The sequence below is a fragment of the Agaribacterium haliotis genome (assembly GCF_002312815.1).
GTDB lineage: Bacteria > Pseudomonadota > Gammaproteobacteria > Pseudomonadales > Cellvibrionaceae > Agaribacterium > Agaribacterium haliotis.
The window spans coordinates 230892-250515 of sequence record NZ_NKQJ01000007.1; the positions used below are offsets into that span (position 1 = coordinate 230892).

The window sequence follows — 19624 nt, forward strand, 5'->3', positions numbered from 1 at the left end:
TAAAAAACTCGCTCTCACCAACTATATCTAGTTTCTGTCACCACCTTTGCCACTATATATAGTAAAAATGCCGCAGCAGATGATGAGAGAGAGTTATGGACAAGGTGGTTATTAAGCGCGATGGAAGTCGAACCCCGTTTGACGTTGGGCGCATAGAGCAGGCAATTTTAAAGGCTATGAAAGCCTGCAAGCGGGTGTCAGAGCCCGATGCGAAACATATTGCGCTGGCGGTGGCCGAGGAGCTCGACGGGCGCGAACAAGTCGCCATTGACGAGATCCAGGCTTTGGTCGAACGGCGCTTGATGCAGAGCTATTTTAAGGATGTTGCGCGCCGCTACATTGAGTATCGCCACGAGCGCGATCTAGAGCGCGAGCGCAGCAGCCGTCTTACGCGTGAGATTCAGGGCCTGGTTGAGCAAAATAATTCCGAGCTGTTAAACGAAAACGCCAACAAAGACAGCCGCGTTATTCCAACACAGCGGGATTTACTCGCCGGCATTGTCGCCCGCCACTTTGCTAAAACTCAGCTTTTACCCAAGGCGGTGGTCGAGGCCCACGACGGCGGTTTTTTACACTATCACGATTTAGATTACGCGCCGTTTTTCCCGATGTTTAACTGCATGCTGGTCGATTTAAAAGGCATGCTTGAAAACGGGTTTAAGATGGGCAACGCCGAAATCGAAAGCCCCAAGTCGATATCCACGGCCTGTAGTGTCACCGCACAAATCATTGCTCAGGTGGCAAGCCATATCTATGGCGGTACGACCATCAACCGCATCGATGAAGTGCTTGCGCCCTATGTCGAGCTCAGTTATCAAAAACATGTGGCAACGGCCGAGCGCTACAAGATTGCCGAAGCCGAGGCCTATGCCAAAGAGCAGTGTGAAAAAGAGTGTTACAACGCATTTCAGGCACTTGAGTATGAAATTAACACCTTGCACACCTCCAATGGTCAAACGCCCTTTGTCACCTTTGGTTTTGGTCTTGGCTCAAGTTGGCAGGAAAAATTAATTCAGCGCTGCATATTAGAAGTGCGCAGGGCGGGTTTGGGCAAACATAAAAAAACGGCGGTATTTCCCAAGTTGGTTTTTGCGATGAAGCGCGGTTTAAATGCCCACCCCGAAGACCCCAACTACGATATTAAGCGCTTGGCTTTGCGCTGCGCCAGCGAGCGCATGTACCCGGATATTCTTAACTATGAACAGGTTGTTGAGGTAACCGGTTCATTTAAAACCCCGATGGGCTGTCGCAGCTTTTTAAGTCGCCACGAAGAGCAGGGGCAAGAGGTGCACGAGGGCCGCAATAATCTCGGCGTTGTCAGTTTGAATTTGCCGCGTTTAGCGCTGTTGGCCAAAGGCAATATGGATTTGTTTTACAAATTGTTGCACGGCAATCTCGAGCTCGCGTTTGAAGCGTTAATGACGCGTGTTGATCGCCTGCGCCACGTCAAAGCCAAGGTGGCGCCGATACTTTATACCGAAGGTGCCTGCGGCATACGCTTAAAACCGGAGGACTCGGTGTTTTCGCTGTTTGAAAATGGCCGCGCTTCGGTATCGCTCGGCTATATCGGGTTAAACGAGGTTTGCAATGCCCTGCTCGGGCATACGGTACATGTCTACGACTGCGAACAGCGCAAAGCCCTGGTGCACGAAATTGTTGCCTGCATGTCGGCGACAATCGAAAAGTGGAAACAACAAACGGGTCTCGGTTTTAGCCTGTACGCCACGCCGAGCGAAAATTTATGCTCGCGTTTTTGCCGCATTGACTCCAAAGATTTTGGCTTGATTCCGGGGGTGACCGACAAGGGTTATTACACCAATTCCTTCCACCTGGATGTGCAGAAAAAGGTTAACCCTTTTGACAAACTCGACTTTGAAAAAACCTTCCCGCCCTTAAGTAGTGGCGGATTTATTTGTTACGGCGAGTACCCTAATCTTCAGCACAACCTCGATGCGCTCGAAGATGTTTGGGATTACAGCTACGACTGTGTGCCGTACTACGGAACCAATACCCCGATCGACGAGTGCTACGACTGCGGTTTTACCGGCGAGTTTGATTGCACCAGTAAAGGTTTTTGCTGTCCGCAGTGCGGCAACAGCGACAGTGCCCGTGTCTCGGTGACACGGCGGGTTTGCGGTTATCTCGGCAGCCCGGACGCGAGGCCGTTTAACGACGGCAAGCAGCAAGAAGTGCTGCGCCGGGTTAAGCATCTCGATGCCGAGCCGGCCTGATGCGTATTCTGCAATACCATCCGGTCGATGTGATCAACGGCCCGGGTACGCGCTGCAGCGTATTTGTATCCGGCTGTGAACATCGCTGCCCGGATTGTTTTAACAAAGCCTCGTGGTCGTTTAAAAAGGGCGAGGCCTACAGTGAGCAGATAAAACAACGTATTTTGTGTGATCTGGGCGATCAACGTATACGTAAAAGGGGGCTGAGTTTAAGTGGTGGTGATCCGCTGCATCCGCGCAACCTAGCGGCCGTTACCGACTTGGTTGAAGCGGTGAAAACGCAGTATCCAGATAAAGATATTTGGTGCTGGACAGGCTATCGTCTGGAGCAGTTAGAGGGCGCGCAACTGACCTTGCTAGATTGCCTGGATGTCTTAGTTGACGGGCGTTTCGAGGCCGAATTTAAAGATGCAAGACTGTGTTGGCGAGGCAGTTCCAACCAGCGCATTATCGCCTTGAGCCAACGCTATGCGAACGAGCCTTACAGTTGCACAATAGCCGATATCAGCAAGCGACAAACACGGCAAACGCAATAACAACCAGGGTGTTAGTTAACAAAATGTTATTACGTTTTTGTGAAATATTGGCGAAATGGGTGGTTTCTGGTTATCAGTTTTTGTACGATGCAGATGTGCTTTGAACTTTTTTGTGAATAAGCACTCAATAACAATAACACGTGAGATCGCGGGAAGCGTCACTCTTCCAAAACATGCGTCATTACGGACAGTCCCATGACGAATGAAGCCCTGGAGTCAATTATGCTGAAGTCTAAGGTTTTTTTCGGTGCTCAAATGGCACTTTTCTGTGGAGTTTACGGTTCACTGATTTATTCAGTGGTCGCTTAAAACTCTTTCTAGTTTATGCGCTGCTTATCCTTAGCTGTGCTATTACCCTGGATGCCCGGCTGGCCCGGGCATTTTCTGTTTCAGGCCTAAAATGTTTTGTAACTCGCGCTTAGTCTGAACTCTCTGCCGTTGCGGTAAATGCCGCCATCGACAAACCATATCGACGGCTCAATGTTTTTTCTGTCTAAGAGGTTGAAGATACCCATGTCGACAGACATGCGTCTGTATTCGTAGGCAAGGTTAAGATTGAGTTCGTGGAAGTCATCGAGTTTTTCATCGTCGGTGGCCAACGAATCTTCCAGGCGGTGGTATTTGCTGATGTGTTGCAGATCAAAACCCCAGTTGCCCCGCTTATAGCGCAAGCCCGCGGCAAACTTCCTGCGAGGGTAGAGTTGGTAGTCTTCGCCACTAATCTCGTTTTTGCTGTGGTTGTAGGCTCCGTTAATAAATACCAGTGTGTGCCAGCTTTGCACAAAGTAGTTGAGTTCGCTGTCAACGCCTTCGGCGCTGTTTTCCCCCTGGTTACTGTACTCGCCGTTTTTTCCCGCTTCGATTGCGGCGGGCGTGTTGGCAATGGTGATAATGCCGTCTTTCCATTTATTTCTGTAAACGCTTGTGGTCCATTTGAACGCATCAAACGTTAGTTGATATATAAGCTCGTGGCTGTACAGGCGCTCGCCTTTAAGGCTCGGATCGCCAACCCAGGCTCCGGCGCCGTGATACTCGGCTGAGGCCGGTGCACGGTAGCCTTCAGCGTAAATGTATTTGAAGGTGTTGGCGTCGTTGGCGAGCCAGATTAAACCGGCCTTTGGGGAAATTTCGTTTTGGCTGGAGTTGCTAAAGTAGTCGTAGCGTGCGCTGGCAAGGCCTAACAATTTGTTGTCGATTAGGTCGATTCGATAGTCAAAAAAAGCGGAGTAGATGTCTTTGCTAAAGCCACTGTGCTCGTTTTCTGTCGGCGGCATTGCCCCGCGATAGGACTCGCTTTTTCGATCCTTGCTGTGCATATATTCAAGGCCAAAGGTCAGTTCGTGCCTGCGCTGTGCCAGCCAATCTCCGTGTAAGCGCAGCGCATACTGTTCATCGGCCCAGGTTTCGTACTGGCCGGGCTCTGGCTCTAAAGCGTTAAAGTCTTCGTATAGAGAAAAATCAGAGCGGTTGTACCACAGTGCCGGGCGAAGTTGCAGCGTGGGGTAAATGTCCAGTTGATGTTTGTAATAGAGCAGTAAGCTGTTTGATTTGTCGATATTTGAATAATCACCTTTTAGCAAAAACTTAGGGTCGTGAAACATTGGATAAAAATCGTCAGTCTCGGCGTCGTGGTAAAGCAAACTGAATTGGCCGAAGGCGCTATAGAAATTTTGATTAACGCTAAGTGCTTGAATCTCGTTGTTGGGTTTGTGCGTGAGGTTGTCCGCATTGATATCGGCATTGAGTTGTTGGAAATAATTAATGTTGCTCGATGCGCGAATGTGATCACTAAGTTCGTAGGCACCTTTAATATTAAATTCGTTGTCTTGGCGTGAACCCTGGGAGATCGATGTACTAAAGCCGTTTGTATCGCTCGACCACGGATTAAGAGCAATTGCGCCGTGAAATGCGTCTGGCCCGTAATAACTTGAAATGGGGCCTTTAACAATCTCTAAGCTCGATATTAAATTTGCAGGCAGTGTACTGGTTTGGTATAGCGCCGAGCCAAATGCAAAACCGTTTAACGGTATGCTGTCAAACAAGACGGATTTCCCGCGTGCACTTTGTGTGGTGTGCGCAAAACCCCGTATGCTGACCATACGTGTACCACCCAAAGACAGCTGAGTATCAACCCCCGGCAGCACATCAAGTGCATCGTAAATCATGCGGCCTGAACTGGTATCCCAGGCTTGATTATTTAGCTGGTGCACACTGCCGAATACCCGGCGCTCTTGCCTTTTTTTGCCAGAGGTCACACTGACTTCGATTTCTATTAATTCTTTTAAGCTCAAGTTGATGTATTTGTCGAACTGCCGGGAATCCTGAGAGCTTTGTTGAGCGAGGGCAAACTTACAGAGCAAACTCAATAGACTAAAAAGAGCTAAACCACTTAGATGTGCTGCAAACCTATGTTTTATAAACGGCTGTTTAAAATTAAGGAGACAAAATAAAGAAGATGGCAAAGATTGCTGAGTCGCGGATGTCATAGCAATGCTCCACCATGCACAGTTTGAAATTCAGCTTTCATTATAGTACGCGCAGCTTAAGCTGCTGTGATGGGCTGTTATGGGGATAGTTGATAAGTATAAGGGCGAGCGGTCAATAATCGCGAAGCGGATCAAACCAAAGCTCTTTGCGTTCTAGCGGGGTTTTAGGGCTTAAAAATGGGTTGTCTAAATCGATAATAGTGCGAGATCGTAAATGGGCATTTTCCATGCCCATTTTAACTGCAGGGTCAGAAAAGAATAATTCATTATACGAACCATCCAGTAACATAGCTTCGAGTTCTGACAGAATCATTGTGTGCAAACGTGTATTGCCTTTTTTTACAAAAAAATATAGAGGCGCACGGTAGCGAATAAGTATATTGGGCTCGACGCTGAGCTCAAGTTCGGCGTGATCACGGATCTCATTCCAGGGTTCGTAGAGGCCGCGGGGAAAATAGTCAAAGCGCCCGCCCTCAAGCATCGGAAAGAGATTCTGGTATTTGCCCGTTTTAACAACACTTAAGCCGTTTGCTTCGAGTATCGCCGTATCTGCCCAGGTTCTGCCTTGGCCCGGTTGGAATTGTTGTAGGTCGCGCAAGTTTTTTACGCCGGCAAAGATTTTGCTGCGATCCTTGCGCACAAGTGCCAGGCGCATGCCGAGTATGCCCCGATATAAGGGGAAGTGAATAGCATCAAATTGCTGCTCCATGTCTAGCGAGCTCATGTCCCATATGACATCGAGGTCACCGCTGCTTAAATCGCTGCGGGCACGGGCGCTGGAGACGCGTTCGATGTCTTCATAGGGATGCTCGTAGTCCATGTTCAGGCGTTGAGCAACCTGGCGCAGTACAACAGCCGGCAAGGAGTGATCGCGAGAGTTACCTATCATTCTTATGCTTTCAGCCGCGGCTACATTGGGCAAGCAAAACAATAGGTAAAGCGGCACTATAAGTGAGCGGGCAGCAATCAGCGCGTTTTTTGAACGGGAAAGTCTTGGCGTGTTTGCGTTGATTGTTTTTGACATAGATGCTCTCACTGTCGCAGCAATGACTCCAGGCACCGATCACGTTGGTACTCAATAGGGCGAACCTGTTTAGAGCAGTATAGCCAATGCGCTAAGCGGCTAAGCACTATGCCCCGATCAACTCGCCCCCAATCATTTGCCTATATGGATGAGCTTTTGTTTGCGACGGACAACGGGCATGCGTTTACCGTGATTAGCTGGCCCCGCCACAGCTTTCGCGGACAATAAGTTCACCGCTAAGCTGGTGACTCTCTATGGTTTGTCCATCGATAAGTTCGATCAGCTTGTCGACCAAGAGTTGCCCTGCAAGCACAGTATCTTGTTTTACCGTGGTCAGAGACGGGCTTGAATAGCAAGCCTGGGCGATATCGTCAAAGCCAATTAGGCTAACTTGTTGGGGCACATTGCGGTTAACTTCGTTCAGCGCTTTTAAGGCGCCCAAGGCGATTAGGTCGGAAGCGGCAAAGACCGCATCAAATTCTGCGCCGCTATCGATAAGCTTTTTCATTGCTTGGTATCCGCTTTGTTCCGTGCTTTGAGCATTTTCTTGTAGTGCGGGGTCGATAATCTTTTTTGCCTCGAGCAGGGCACTGGTGTAGCCGTTGTAGCGCGCGCGAAATTCGGGGCTTTTTTCTGAGTTGTCACCGAGAAAAGCAATGCGCTGGCGGCCGAGTTTTATTAAGTGCTGCACCGCCGCGTGGGCACTGCCGCGGTTGTCGCAGCCAATAAAAAAACCCGGCTGCCCCTCTAGCACCGGCCCCCATGTAATAAAGTGAGCTTGAATTTCGTCGAGCTTGGCAATGCGCTGGGCATAGTTTTGATAATCGCCGTAACCTAAGAAAATAATGCCGTCGGCTCGATGGGTATCTTCATAGTCGGCGGCCCAGTCCTCGCTGTCTTGCTGAAAAGAAATAAGTAAGTCGTAGCCGCGCACGGCGCAGGCTTTTGTGATGCTGCCGAGCATCGCCAGAAAAAAAGGGTTGATAAGTGAGTCGCCGTTGCCGGGGTCTTCACAGATGAGCAGGGCTAGCGTTTTAGCACTTTGAGCGCGCAGGTTGCGGGCATTGATATCCACTTTGTAATTGAGTTCTTTGGCGATGGCCTGGACTCGTTCGCGCGTTTCTTTACTGACAAGTGGGCTATTGCGCAGCGCACGCGAAACAGTTGGCTGACTGACGCCAGCGCGATAGGCAATATCAAAAGATGTCGGTTTGCTGCCTTTCATGCCATCTAATCCCTGTTTTTATAATCGTTGTTTTGTTATTGGCTACGAATCAATAGATTATGGCATAGCGCCGAAGGGCTCAAGACCAGAGTCGAGCTTTGTGTATTCGTCCGCAAGTAAGAAGGGCAGAGTGTTGGTCGCGGCGAAGTGGAGTCGGCTCTCACCTGTGCCAACAAAAAAAGGCGTTTTTTGTTGGCAACAGCGGCTCAAAGAGCCGCTTTTATAAAAAAGGGCAAGACTAAGTCTTGTTAATATCGGCTAATAAAAATGCGTAGGCGGGCAGTTGCAGCGTATGCTTGTCAATCCGGGCGTTAACACAGCCCAAGTCGATTTTTTGTAAGTTATCTATTTGGCCATCAAGCTTAAGTTGTGCCAGTAAAAAGCCCAGGTCAAGCTCAAGGTATTGGGCGGAGAAATTAAATACACACAGGGTGTATTCACTTTCAAAGACCCGCACAAACGCAAGGCAGTCTTGCTTGGCTTCGGCAAATTCTATAAGCCCGAGCCTCAGGCTTTTTCGCTGCTTGCGCCAGTGCAAAAATTCTCGGTAGCGATTTAAGCAAGAGTTTTTTTGTTGCTGCTGTTGTTCGACCGTGTGTGCAAGGTGCTCGGCAGCAATCGGCAACCAAGGTGAGCCTTGGCTAAAACCTGCGTGTTGTTTATTTTTGTCCCACGGCATCGGTGTGCGGCAGCCGTCCCGGCCTTTAAACTCGGGCCAAAATTTAATGCCAAAAGGGTCGCGCAACTGCTCTTTGCTTAACTGAGCCTCGCCAAGGCCGAGTTCTTCGCCCTGATAGACACAGATCGTGCCGCGCAGGCAGGCGCACATGATCGATAACATGCTCGCCTGTTCAGGTTTTACTTGGCCGTCGTCAGACCAGCGCGATGCAACGCGTTCGACATCGTGATTGCTGATGGCCCAGCAAGCCATGCCGTTTTCAAGTTTATTTTGCAGTGTGCTAACCGTTTGCCGTACATAATCAGCAGAGCGCTCGCCGGCGAGCAATTCAAAACTGTAGCCCAAGTGCAGGCGCTGTTTGCTGGTGTATTCGCTGATCGATTGCAGCGAGTCTTCGGTATTAATTTCTCCAACGGAACTTATGCCCTGGTATTGGTCCATAAGCTTGCGCAGCTCTTGCAAAAAGTCGAGCATTTCCGGGCGGTTGTTGTCGTAGTAGTGATACTGTGCGGCGTAGGGGTTGTCTTCACTAAAACCGCGCGCCTTGCGCTGGGCCCTGGGTTTGAAGGGGTTATCTCGCAGCTTCTGATCGTGATAACAGTAGTTAATGGCGTCAAAACGGAAGCCGTCGACACCGCGATCAAGCCAGAACTTTACTTCGCCAAGTATCGCTTTGCGAAGTTCGGCGCTGTGGTAGTTAAGGTCGGGTTGGCTGCTTAAAAAATTGTGCAAATAATATTGCTGGCGTTGTTCGTGCCACTGCCAGGCGGACCCACCAAAAACACTCAGCCAGTTATTCGGCGCAGTGCCATCCGCTTTTGCGTCAGCCCAGACATACCAATCAGCTTTGCTATTGTTTTTATCCTGCTGGCTTTGTTGAAACCACGCGTGCTGGTCTGAGGTATGGCTTAGCACCTGATCAATCATGATCTTTAAGCCGCGCTCGTGAGCTTTTTTTGTCAGGCGATCAAAGTCTTCGAGCGAGCCAAACATTGGGTCCACTTGCCGGTAATCGGCAATATCGTAGCCAAAGTCTTTCATTGGGCTTAAAAAAAACGGGGAAATCCACAATGCGTCGACGCCGAGCTTTTCAAGGTAGTCGAGTTTTTTTTCAATGCCGCGCAAGTCGCCAATGCCATCACCGTTGGCATCCATAAAACTGCGCGGATAAATTTGGTAAATGATAGCGCCTTGCCACCAGAGTGCGTCGCTCATGACTACTCCGTTAATTATTCTGTTCAAACCACAGTTGCGCACGTTACAGCGACCAGGGGCCCAATCACAATAGCCTGCATACGTATGCGCGAGTGATTGTTCGCCGCATATAGCTCTTTCTCATGTAAACAAGGCTGCAAAATGCTCGCTGATTTTACAATCAGCTTTTTATTATCATTACTGTTATTACGGCGTCGCTGTTAATACCTCGCACGTTAGTGCGCGGCTGCTTTAAAAGCGTGTTACTAAGAGCTTGTAATTACTTTCTGCTGCAAAGTGCGGTACTACTATGTAAAGGGTTGACAGGTTTTATTCGCCAGAGTTTTAACGCGCTGACTTGCCTGCCTGGGTACTTGAGTACACGGGTTAAAACATACGTATGCAGCGATGGAAAGTCACTTGAATACGTATGCATGTGCTTGAGATCAAAAAAAAAAGAGGCGTACTATGCAGGCATGCCAAGCAGAGCATGAGAGAGCTAGTGGCGCGGGAAGAATGTCGTCACCACTGCTGATCTACAAATAATAATGAGGTCGAGATGATGAAAAAGACTAGGTTCCAGCCCTTGCGACTTTGGGCTTCCACTCTGGCGATGATGGCAGGCTCCCCACTTGTCTACGCACAGGAGTCCGCATCCGCGCCGGTTGCAGAAGAGGTAATGGTGACGGGCTTTCGCGCAGCTGTGGCTCAGAGCCAGGAAATTAAACGCGAAAATACTTCCATCGTTGAGGCCATCTCGGCCGAAGATATTGGTAAATTGCCAGATACCAGCATTGCCGAGTCACTCGGGCGCCTGCCGGGCCTGGCCGGCCAGCGAAAAAATGGTCGCACCAGCGGTTTAACGGTTCGCGGTTTTAGTGAAAACTGGGTCGGCACCTCGATGAATGGTCGCGAATTACTCGGCATGGGTGACAACCGCGGTGTTGAATACGATCTCTACCCTGCAGAAATTATTAGTGCAGTTGAAGTTTATAAAACGCCCGATGCGAGTTTGATTACTCAAGGGGTTGGCGGCACGGTTGACTTGCAAACGATACGCCCGCTCGATGCGAGCCCGGTCACGGCCATTAATGTCAGCTTAGAGCAAAACGGCTTGGAATCGGCCAACCCGGATTTTGACGACAACGGCCATCGCCTATCGTTTATCTATTCGGATAAATTTCTCGATGACACACTGGGCTTTTCTGTTGCAGTGGCAACGATGGAGAGCCCAAGCCAGGAGCAGCAGTTTCGCGGTTGGGGTTATCCCGATGCAGTGAACGGTGACGCGGCAGACGGTGTCGACTTAAACGGTGCCAAGGTGCTCGGTGGGCACGATAGTTTTGTGCGCTCGGCGATGATGGAGCGCGACTCGGTCACCGCTGTATTTCAGTATAAAGTCAACGAAAAACTCACCCTGACAGCCGATGCGCTGTATATCGACTTTAAAGAAGACAAAGTATTTCGCGGTCTGGAAGAAGCCGGAGCCGAGTGGGGTGCAGCAAATTACACCGCAACCTCGGTGGAGGATGGCCTGGTAACTTCCGGCTACTGGGATGGTTTTCACTCGGTTATCCGCAATGACGCCGAACGAAAAACGGCCGAGCTTACGACCTTCGGTTTGAACGCCGAATTTTATTTAAATGACGATTGGACTCTTGAGGCCGATCTCAGCAGCGGCAAAGTTGATAAACACATTACCAATGTTGAAAGCTACTCCGGTGTTGGCCGCGCGGGCAGCGCCTCTCAGGGTGACCCCGCTGCGCGTTCGTGGCGCATGACAGACAAAGGCGTGATGTTCAGTGCTCACCCCAGTATCTCGATGCCCGATTACACGGATAAATCCTTAATTAAACTAGCCGGGCCGCAGGCCTGGGGTGGCGCGCTGGCGCCGGTACCGGGTTTTGATAACACCGCGCAAGACGGTTTTGTCAACAACCCCGATTGGGATGAAAGCCTCGACTCATTTCGACTCAGTGCTCGCGGGCAAACAAACTGGAGCATCGTCAGCGGCCTTGAATTTGGTCTGAACTACAGCGACCGCTCTAAGACCAAAGACAATCGCGGCGCATTTTTAACCGCGCCTACTTATCCCGGTGATGCCGCGATACCGGAGCAGTATGTTGTGGGCACCGCTGATCTTAGTTTTCTCGGTGTCGGAGATATTATCGCCTACGACAGCATTAAGTTGTTTGAAGACAATTATTATATTCGCACTGCAGCTGAGGACTTAGAAACCAGCCGTAAAGGCGATAGTTATACCGTTGATGAAACTGTGTTGACGCTTTATGCCATGGCGGATTTAAGCGCTCAACTCGGCCCGGTGCCGGTTACCGGTAATGTTGGTGTGCAAGTGGTTGATACCGAACAAAGCAGCAGCGGCTGGGACAGTGTCACAGGTTCAGACGGCTATGTTGATGCAAGCCCGGTTGACGGCAGCGATTCCTATACCAAAGTATTGCCGAGCTTGAATTTAACTTTTGAAGTACACGACGATCATTTAATTCGCACAGGCTTGAGCAAAGCAATGAGCCGCGCGCGTATGGATGATATGCGGCCAAATAATCAGGTGAGTTTTGCCTTTAATGACTCCAAAGTACTGGAGCCGTCGGACCCTCGCAACAGCGCCTGGTCTGGGAGCTCGGGCAACCCAACTCTGCGCCCCTATGAAGTGGCGCAGTTTGACCTCGCCTACGAATGGTATTTTGCCGAAGACGGCTTATTAGGTGCGACGTATTTTTACAAGGATTTAAAAAATTGGCACAAGAAGGGTGACAGTATTGAAGACTTCAGTCAGTACTATATCCCCGGCTACCACGTCGCTGAAGACGGTGTCACACCTCCGGTGCTGTTTGAGGGTGTGGTCAATACACGCGAAGATGGCTTGACCGGCAGTACCAGCGGTTTTGAATTTCAAGCGAGCCTGCCTTTTCATATCTTCAGTGATAGCCTCGACGGATTTGGGGTGCTGGCCACGGCAACCTTTACCGATGGCTCGCTCGATGTCGACGAGGGTGAAGAAGATAGAATTCCCGGTTTATCCGAAGAAATTTATCAGTTGACAGCGTACTTTGAGCGCGCCGGGTTTCAGTTTCGCATCAGCGGTACCGATCGTTCAGAATTCTTGACCGAAGACCGGGGCCTTAGCCTGAGTTTGGTTGATGCCACCGATGACGGCGCAACATTGTGGGACGCGCAAGTTGGCTATGACTTTGGCGGCAGTGGTGTGCCGTACCTTGAGGGGCTTACGGTCACCTTACAGGCACAAAACCTCACCGATGAAGCCACAGCGATCAGTGACGAGCTGCTCGACGAGCGCCATATTACTCGCTATCAAAGTTTTGGCACCAATTACCTTCTTGGTTTGAACTACAAGTTCTAAACCCCACAGGCATTGCCGGATCCCAGTGCCTCTATAGCCCGTCTGCAGCCTTTGCGGGCGGGCTTTTTTTCTTGGCAGTGTGCTCAAAACAAACCAGAATAAGTTGATTGGCGAATGCGATTAAGCGAGTACCAGCGATGCGTGAGCAGTTACAACAAAAACAAAGTGATGCTGCAGCAACAGCAATAAAGCGCCTGCTTATTGTCGGCGGTGGCACGGCTGGCTGGATGGCCGCAGCACTTTTAAAAAAAGTACTGGGCGCGCAAGTCGAGTTGAGTTTACTTGAGTCCGAGCAAATTGCGCCGGTCGGTGTTGGCGAAGCGACAATACCGCAGATACAACACGTCAATCAAGTGCTCGGTTTTGACGAAGCGGAATTTCTGCGAGAAACCAAAGCAAGCTTAAAGCTTGCGATTAAATTTGAGAATTGGAAAAAGCCCGGCTCTGCGTATTTCCACAGTTTTGGTGCAGCGGGGCAGAGCCGCGCTTTCTGCCAGTTTCACCACTATTTAAGTCGAGCCCGCGCCGAAGGCATCTGTAGGGATAGCGTTTGGGACTACGACCTCAATTATCTTGTTGCCAGTCAAAATAAGTTCGCCAAACTAGCGGCCAATGCCCAGGGTTTACAATTGCCGTACGCGTATCATTTTGACGCGAGCCTATATGCACGGTATTTAAGAAAAATTGCAGAGCGCGATGGTGTTTGTCGCATTGAAGGCCTGTTTGTTGATGCCGAACGCGATGCCGATAGTGGTAGGCTCAAGGCCGTTATACTCGAAGATGGCCGGCGTTTAGAGGCCGATATGTTTATCGATTGCAGCGGCTTTAGGGCGCTGCTTATGCAAAAGGTATTAAATACCGGCTACCAGAGTTGGAAGCATTGGTTGCCGTGCGATCGCGCACTAGCGGTGCCGAGTCGGCGCCTTGAAAAAACACTGCCGTATACGCGCGCGATTGCCCATGGAGCAGGCTGGCAGTGGCGCATTCCGCTACAGCACCGAAACGGCAATGGTTTGGTGTTCAGCAGTCACTATTATTCACAAGATCAGGCCCGGCAGTTGTTGCTTAATAATATTGACAGTGAATTAGAGGCCGAACCGCGTCTGTTGTCGTTTGAGCCGGGGCGCTGTTTAAAACAGTGGCATAAAAACGTTGTGGCGGTTGGGCTTAGCAGTGGTTTTATCGAGCCGCTTGAGTCAACCAGCATCCATTTAATTCAAAGTGCGATTGTGCGTTTACTTAAATTCTTCCCGTTTCAGGAAATTGAGCAAAGTGCAGTCGATGAGTACAACCGCCTGTCAAAACTGGAATACGAGCAAATACGCGACTTTATTATTTTGCATTATCACGTCAATCAGCGAGACGATAGCCAGTTTTGGAAGGATCTTCGCCATATGTCTGTGCCGGAGTCGCTAAGCCGGAAAATTACCATGTTTCGAAATACTGGTTACGTTCAGCGCGAACAGGACGATTTATTTCACGATGCGAGCTGGATGCAGGTTTTATTGGGGCAGGGTGTTGAGCCCAAGGCCTGGCATCCGCTTGCCAATGCGCCCGATAGTGAGCAGCTAAAAGCCTGGCTGGAAAGCATCAAACAAAACTACGCGGAGCTTGTGCAAGCCATGCCCGGCCACGATGAATTTATTGAAAAATTTACCGCGGATTAAGTGTTTCAGGCCGGGGCTTAGCACGCATTTAATTCGTGTTAAGCGGGCCCGGGCTTGAATACGTATGTAGGTGCTTGAGCAAAAAGATGCTCGTGCATACTATGCAGGCAGAGAAAAGAGAATACGAAATGAATAATAAACCTCAGCTTAGTTTCTGGCATATCTGGAATATGTGTTTTGGTTTTCTCGGCATCCAATTTGGCTTTGCGCTGCAAAATGCCAATATGAGCCGTATATTCCAAACACTCGGTGCCGACGTTCACGATATTGCAGGCCTGTGGGTGGCGGCGCCTCTGACCGGGCTACTGGTGCAGCCTTTGGTGGGTTACTACAGCGATCGCTGCCGCTCTCGTTTTGGTCGGCGCCGGCCATTTTTTGTTGTCGGCGCGGTGTTGACAACCATTGCTTTGCTGTTCATGCCTAACGCCTCGTATTTGTGGATGGCAGCAGGCATGCTGTGGGTGCTCGATGCATCAATCAACATTACCATGGAACCTTTTCGCGCTTTTGTTGGTGATATGTTGCCAAAAAAACAGCGCGCCTTTGGTTATGCCATGCAAAGCTTTTTTATTGGCATTGGCGCGGTGATCGCATCGGCACTGCCCTGGATTTTAAATACTTATTTTGATGTCGCTAATACCGCCGAATCCGGTGTGGTCCCCGCTTCTGTGCGTTATGCATTTTACTGGGGCGCGGCGGTATTGTTTGTCTCTGTGATGTGGACGGTTGTCAGCAGTCGCGAATACAGCGATGAAGAGCTAAAGCGCTTTCACGGTGATAGCGGTAATGAAACACGCAACCAGATGTTTGGCGCAAACTGGGCCTATTGGATACTAAGCGGTTTTGTTTTTTTGCTGTGTATCGCCATGCTAGCGTGGCAGAGGGAGCTTTATATTATTGCCATCGGTGCGATGGCTTACGGTTGTTTGCTGTATCTGAGCCGACAAATGCAGGCCACTGGCCAACATCAGCGCGCGCTGTTTCAGATAATTTATGATTTAAACACCATGCCGGGAAAAATGCGGCAGCTGTCGCTGGTGCAATTTTTTTCGTGGTTTGCGCTGTTTTCAATGTGGATCTATGCCACACCAGCGGTGACCGAGCATTTTTTTCACAGCTCCGATGCCAGCTCCGAGGCCTACAATAAAGGGGCTGATTGGGTCGGAGTTTTATTTGCAAGCTACAACGGTTTTGCAGCGATTGCCGCCATTGCGATTGCGGCGTTGTCCCGCTGGAAAGGCGCAAAATTCACTCATGCACTGTGTTTGTTTATTGGCGCGCTGGGCTTTTTCAGCTTTGTTTTTTTGCCGGACGCACATCTGCTTATTATTAGCATGTTTGCTGTCGGTGTTGCTTGGGCCAGTATTTTGTCTATGCCCTATGCGATGCTCGCCAATGTTATCCCACAAAACAAAATGGGTCTGTACATGGGCATATTTAATTTTTTTATTGTGATTCCGCAACTGTTGGCGGCAAGTGTTTTAGGCGCGTTGGTTAAATTTCTGTTTGGCGGCTCGGCAATCTACGCCTTTGTTTTAGCTGCTGTGTTTTGGTTGGCTGCGGCCATTCTGACTTTAAGAATTGAATCGGAGTGATGTTATGAATAAATCTCGTATGCTGGCCGCCGCTTTTCTTTGCAGCCTGCTCTTTGCCTGTGCGGACAATAAAAATACTGAGCTAAAGCGCGATATAACACATGCTGGCGATGTCGCACCCGGCGCGCCCGGGCGGGCTTCAACCTGGGCTTACTCTGCAAAAACCGGCATAGGTACCTCGTATGAAGCCTATGTCGACGGCCAGCACAGCAGCGAAGCTAACACAGGCGCGGTGAGTAAGCTGTGGTTTTCAGTTGCCGAAGGTGTGTTAACTGAAACCATGTACGGCATGATCCACGAGGCGCAGTTAAAAGATATGCAGCTGGTGGTTGTCGGCGACGACTTTGTTGATGTTGAAAATACCGCGACGAATTCAGAAATAGACTACCTCTATAAAGATGCGCAGGGCCGGCCTTTATCGCTGGCGTATAAAATTGTTAATACTGACAAGCAAGGCCTGTACAGTATTGAAAAACATATCTTTACGGACCCTGAGCGCGATGTGCTCTGGCACCGAGTAATATTTAAACCCAAACAAGCGGGCCTGCGTTTATTTGTTTACGCCAACCCGCATATTGGCAATACCGGTGAGGGCGACCGCGCTCGCGTTGTCAGTGAAAAAAATACTCAAAGCCTGTACGCATCGCAGGGTGAGCAGGTGATGGGGCTGTATGCAGGGGCGGCGCTTGCTAACGCCAGTGTCGGTTTTGTCGGGGTCAGTGACTTACTGAGCGATTTGGCTGACAACAAGCTCGATTGGCAATACACAAGCAGCTCTGAGCAAAGCGGTAATGTTGCGCTTGCTGCTGAGCTGATATCGAACGATGATTTTTCATCGCCTATCGATATTTTGTTGAGTTTTGCAGGTTCTGAGCAGCAGGCCAAGTACGCGGCCGAGCAAAGTCGCCAGCGGGGTTATGAAAAAGTGTTGGCGGCCTACAACGGTATCGGTGACAGCGTCGGCTGGCAGGACTACCTGGTCAGTTTAGACAGTCTCGATACGCTTGCAGCCGAGAGCCTTGACGGCGGCGCACTGCTGTACGCCAGCGCCTTGGTGCTCAAAGCTCAGGAAGATAAAACACACAGCGGTGCTTTAATTGCTTCACTGTCGAACCCCTGGGGTGACAAAGTTAGCGCTGCGCAGTCATCGACCGGTTACAAGGCGGTTTGGCCACGAGATTTTTATCAGTGTGCGATGGCTTTTCTGGCCCTTGGCGACAGCGATACTGCCAAGGTGGCATTTAGCTATCTGAAAAAAATTCAGGTCGGCGAGCAGATGCCGGAAAATAAAGGCCAGGGCGGTTGGTTTTTACAGAAAACCCATGTCGACGGCACCATCGAGTGGGTCGCAGTGCAGCTTGATCAAACCGCCATGCCGCTGATGTTGGCGTGGAAACTCTGGCAGCTAGAGGTGCTCAGCGAGCAAGAGCTCGCGTATTGGTACGAGCAGATGTTAAAACCCGCGGCCGACTTTTTAGTTACTGGTGGCAAGGTAAATATTGACTGGAACCACTACGACTTGCGCCCGCCTTATACCCAGCAAGAGCGCTGGGAAGAGCAAAAGGGCTACTCGCCGTCGACGATAGCAGCGACGATTGCCGGCCTGGTTGCGGCGGCGGATATCGCCCAGGCGCAAGGCGATCTTGCCGCGCACAAACGCTGGCTGCAGGCCGCCGATAACTACGAGGCTTCGCTCGAACAGTTGACCTTTACCACCAGTGGCCATTTTCGTGAGCAAGGCGGTAACGGGCGCTATTATTTGCGCATTAACGCTTCCAGTGACCCTAATGACAACGGCCCGCTGGAAGATCGCAATGGCCGCGGTGTGATTTACGAAAAAAATATACTCGACGGCGGCTTTCTTGAGCTGGTGCGTTACGGGGTGCGCGCGCCAGACAACAGCTATGTCTTAGACAGCTTGCCCGAGCTCGACAACCAACAGCTCGAGCACAAATACCGGGTCAAGTATCTATTTGAGCACGAGGGCAAAGAGCTGCCCGGTTGGCGCCGTTATGGCGAAGACGGTTACGGTGAAGATACCACCCAGGGCATGGCCTATTCCGAGGGCGGCAAACACAGGCCGAGCCAGCGCGGCCGGGTGTGGCCTTTCTTTAGTGGTGAGCGCGGACACTACGAACTGGCAGCGGCTGGTGAAAATGCCGATATCACAGAGCTTCGCAATACCTATGTTGCAGCCATGGAGTTTTTTGCAAACGAAGGTTTGATGCTGCCCGAGCAAGTGTGGGACGGCGTTGGCAGCAGCGGCAAGCGCCAGTTTAACAAGGGCCAGGGCACCAACTCAGCCACCCCGTTAGCGTGGACGCACGCCGAATATGTAAAACTGCTGCGCTCTTTGCACGATGTAAAAGTATGGGATCACTATTCGATTGTTGCCGATCGCTATCAAAAGTAGCTTGTGCTGTTTGTCCTAGGGCCTGTTAACACTAAGGGGCGAATCTTGCTAAAATGCGGGCCTTTGATTTACGGTGAGCCCGCATGTTGCGAGACAAAATTCAGAATAAAAAACACGGCATTGTGCTGTACGGCATTGTGCCGCCCAAAGAGGGCACCGATGCACAGAAAATTCAGGCCATCGCTGAGCGCCAAATACACCGTTTAAGTAACAAAGCCATCGATGGTTTGGTGCTGTACGATATTCAGGACGAAGCTGAGCGCACAGATGTTGAGCGCCCATTTCCCTATATTAAAACGCTCGATAATTTTGCTTATGCCCGCGAACAGCTCGCGGCGATAAACACAGCCAAAATTATTTATCGCGCAGTTGGCAAATACAGCAAAGATCAACTGTCTGATTTTATTAACGCACTCGATAGCAACAGCGAAATGAGCGTTTTTGTCGGCGCCGCAAGCAAAGACCAAAAAGTGAGCTTGAGTGTTGATCAGGCCTATGCGCTGAGAAACAGTTTGCGCCCTGATTTGCTCTTAGGTGGTGTAACGATTCCAGAGCGTCACAGTAAAAAACACGATGAGCACCTGCGTGTTGCTCACAAGCAGCAAAGTGGCTGCAGCTTTTTTATTTCCCAGGGTGTCTATGATTTAAATGCGTCTAAAAACTTTTTGTCGGATTATTATTATTTCTGCCAGGAGCAGGCGCTTGAGCCGGTGCCCATTATTTTTACCTTAACGCCCTGCGGTTCAACCAAAACACTCGAATTTATGAAATGGCTCGGCATCAGTGTGCCGCGCTGGCTTGAAAATGAGCTGCGCCACGCCGACGATATTCTGGCAAGTTCGGTCGATTTTTGTATGGAAAACTGGCTTGAGCTGCTCGACTTTGCCCGCAAAAAACAACTGCCTATCGGCTGTAACATTGAAAGTGTTGCGGTGAGAAAAGCGGAAATTGATGCATCGATTCAGCTGTTGGATGCGGTTATTCAAAGCTTAAACGCCAACTAGGGCCTGTTAACACTAATTAAATACGCTCTGCTGGAGCCTGAGTATTCGACCAGAAAGGCGCTTTGAGCGCAGTTTAGCAAGCTAAATAAGCGATAAGTAACGCATCTGGGCGGATATTCAGGCCCAGCCCTTCGGGTTGTGCCCCTCATCCCGCTCTCTGTGTTGTTTGTCGCTTATTTGGAACAACC

At 50.2% G+C, this 19624-nt stretch carries 11 protein-coding genes; 7 read left to right on the top strand and 4 right to left on the bottom strand.

Translation table 11 applies throughout. The features are described from left to right. Nucleotides 1-95 precede the first annotated feature (95 nt). Nucleotides 96-2231 carry an anaerobic ribonucleoside-triphosphate reductase gene (gene nrdD, locus CFK45_RS10215; RefSeq protein ID WP_096086343.1) on the top strand — a complete coding sequence of 712 codons (2136 nt, stop codon included), beginning with the start codon at nt 96-98 and terminating at the stop codon, nt 2229-2231. After that, entirely contained in the window at nt 2231-2767 is a 537-nt protein-coding gene (gene nrdG / locus CFK45_RS10220; RefSeq protein ID WP_096086344.1) for an anaerobic ribonucleoside-triphosphate reductase-activating protein, read from the top strand. Before nrdD ends, nrdG begins: the two co-directional genes overlap by 1 nt. Nucleotides 2768-3162: 395 nt before the next feature. Here nrdG and CFK45_RS10225 read toward each other — a convergent pair whose 3' ends face one another. The 4 genes from CFK45_RS10225 to CFK45_RS10240 all read right to left on the bottom strand — a co-directional run bounded on the left by CFK45_RS10225 (nt 3163) and on the right by CFK45_RS10240 (nt 9396). Continuing rightward, nucleotides 3163-5133: a TonB-dependent receptor plug domain-containing protein gene (locus CFK45_RS10225; protein WP_158224670.1), complete on the bottom strand. Its 1971-nt coding sequence runs from the start codon at nt 5131-5133 to the stop codon at nt 3163-3165. A 232-nt stretch (nt 5134-5365) separates the two neighbouring features. Then, complete coding sequence (locus tag CFK45_RS10230; RefSeq protein WP_204378449.1) at nt 5366-6142, bottom strand: substrate-binding periplasmic protein; 777 nt, start codon at nt 6140-6142, stop codon at nt 5366-5368. A gap of 328 nt (nt 6143-6470) precedes the next feature. Beyond that, a complete protein-coding gene (locus CFK45_RS10235) occupies nt 6471-7502 on the bottom strand; it encodes a LacI family DNA-binding transcriptional regulator (RefSeq protein WP_096086347.1) in 1032 nt (343 codons plus the stop codon). 238 nt (nt 7503-7740) lie between these two features. Next, nucleotides 7741-9396, bottom strand: coding sequence for an alpha-glucosidase (locus CFK45_RS10240; RefSeq protein WP_096086348.1), 1656 nt, complete (start codon nt 9394-9396; stop codon nt 7741-7743). A 538-nt stretch (nt 9397-9934) separates the two neighbouring features. On the opposite strand from CFK45_RS10240, the gene CFK45_RS10245 reads away from it, so the two are divergent. The 5 genes from CFK45_RS10245 to CFK45_RS10265 all read left to right on the top strand — a co-directional run bounded on the left by CFK45_RS10245 (nt 9935) and on the right by CFK45_RS10265 (nt 19436). Then, nucleotides 9935-12757: a TonB-dependent receptor gene (locus CFK45_RS10245; RefSeq protein WP_239923631.1), complete on the top strand. Its 2823-nt coding sequence runs from the start codon at nt 9935-9937 to the stop codon at nt 12755-12757. A 137-nt stretch (nt 12758-12894) separates the two neighbouring features. After that, entirely contained in the window at nt 12895-14424 is a 1530-nt protein-coding gene (locus tag CFK45_RS10250; protein WP_096086350.1) for a tryptophan halogenase family protein, read from the top strand. 128 nt (nt 14425-14552) lie between these two features. Next, nucleotides 14553-16019: an MFS transporter gene (locus CFK45_RS10255; RefSeq protein ID WP_096086373.1), complete on the top strand. Its 1467-nt coding sequence runs from the start codon at nt 14553-14555 to the stop codon at nt 16017-16019. Between the two features lie 4 nt (nt 16020-16023). Continuing rightward, nucleotides 16024-18432, top strand: a complete 2409-nt coding sequence (locus tag CFK45_RS10260) for a glucan 1,4-alpha-glucosidase (protein WP_096086351.1) — start codon at nt 16024-16026, stop codon at nt 18430-18432. A gap of 83 nt (nt 18433-18515) precedes the next feature. Next, nucleotides 18516-19436, top strand: coding sequence for a methylenetetrahydrofolate reductase (locus CFK45_RS10265; RefSeq protein ID WP_096086352.1), 921 nt, complete (start codon nt 18516-18518; stop codon nt 19434-19436). Nucleotides 19437-19624 lie beyond the last annotated feature (188 nt).

Coding starts and splice junctions, on each gene's coding strand:
- nrdD (WP_096086343.1), top strand. CDS start 96: ATGGACAAGGTGGTTATTAAGCGCGATGGAAGTCGAACCCCGTTTGAC.
- nrdG (WP_096086344.1), top strand. CDS start 2,231: ATGCGTATTCTGCAATACCATCCGGTCGATGTGATCAACGGCCCGGGT.
- CFK45_RS10230 (WP_204378449.1), bottom strand. CDS start 6,142: ATGATAGGTAACTCTCGCGATCACTCCTTGCCGGCTGTTGTACTGCGC.
- CFK45_RS10235 (WP_096086347.1), bottom strand. CDS start 7,502: ATGAAAGGCAGCAAACCGACATCTTTTGATATTGCCTATCGCGCTGGC.
- CFK45_RS10240 (WP_096086348.1), bottom strand. CDS start 9,396: ATGAGCGACGCACTCTGGTGGCAAGGCGCTATCATTTACCAAATTTAT.
- CFK45_RS10245 (WP_239923631.1), top strand. CDS start 9,935: ATGATGAAAAAGACTAGGTTCCAGCCCTTGCGACTTTGGGCTTCCACT.
- CFK45_RS10250 (WP_096086350.1), top strand. CDS start 12,895: ATGCGTGAGCAGTTACAACAAAAACAAAGTGATGCTGCAGCAACAGCA.
- CFK45_RS10255 (WP_096086373.1), top strand. CDS start 14,553: ATGAATAATAAACCTCAGCTTAGTTTCTGGCATATCTGGAATATGTGT.
- CFK45_RS10260 (WP_096086351.1), top strand. CDS start 16,024: ATGAATAAATCTCGTATGCTGGCCGCCGCTTTTCTTTGCAGCCTGCTC.
- CFK45_RS10265 (WP_096086352.1), top strand. CDS start 18,516: ATGTTGCGAGACAAAATTCAGAATAAAAAACACGGCATTGTGCTGTAC.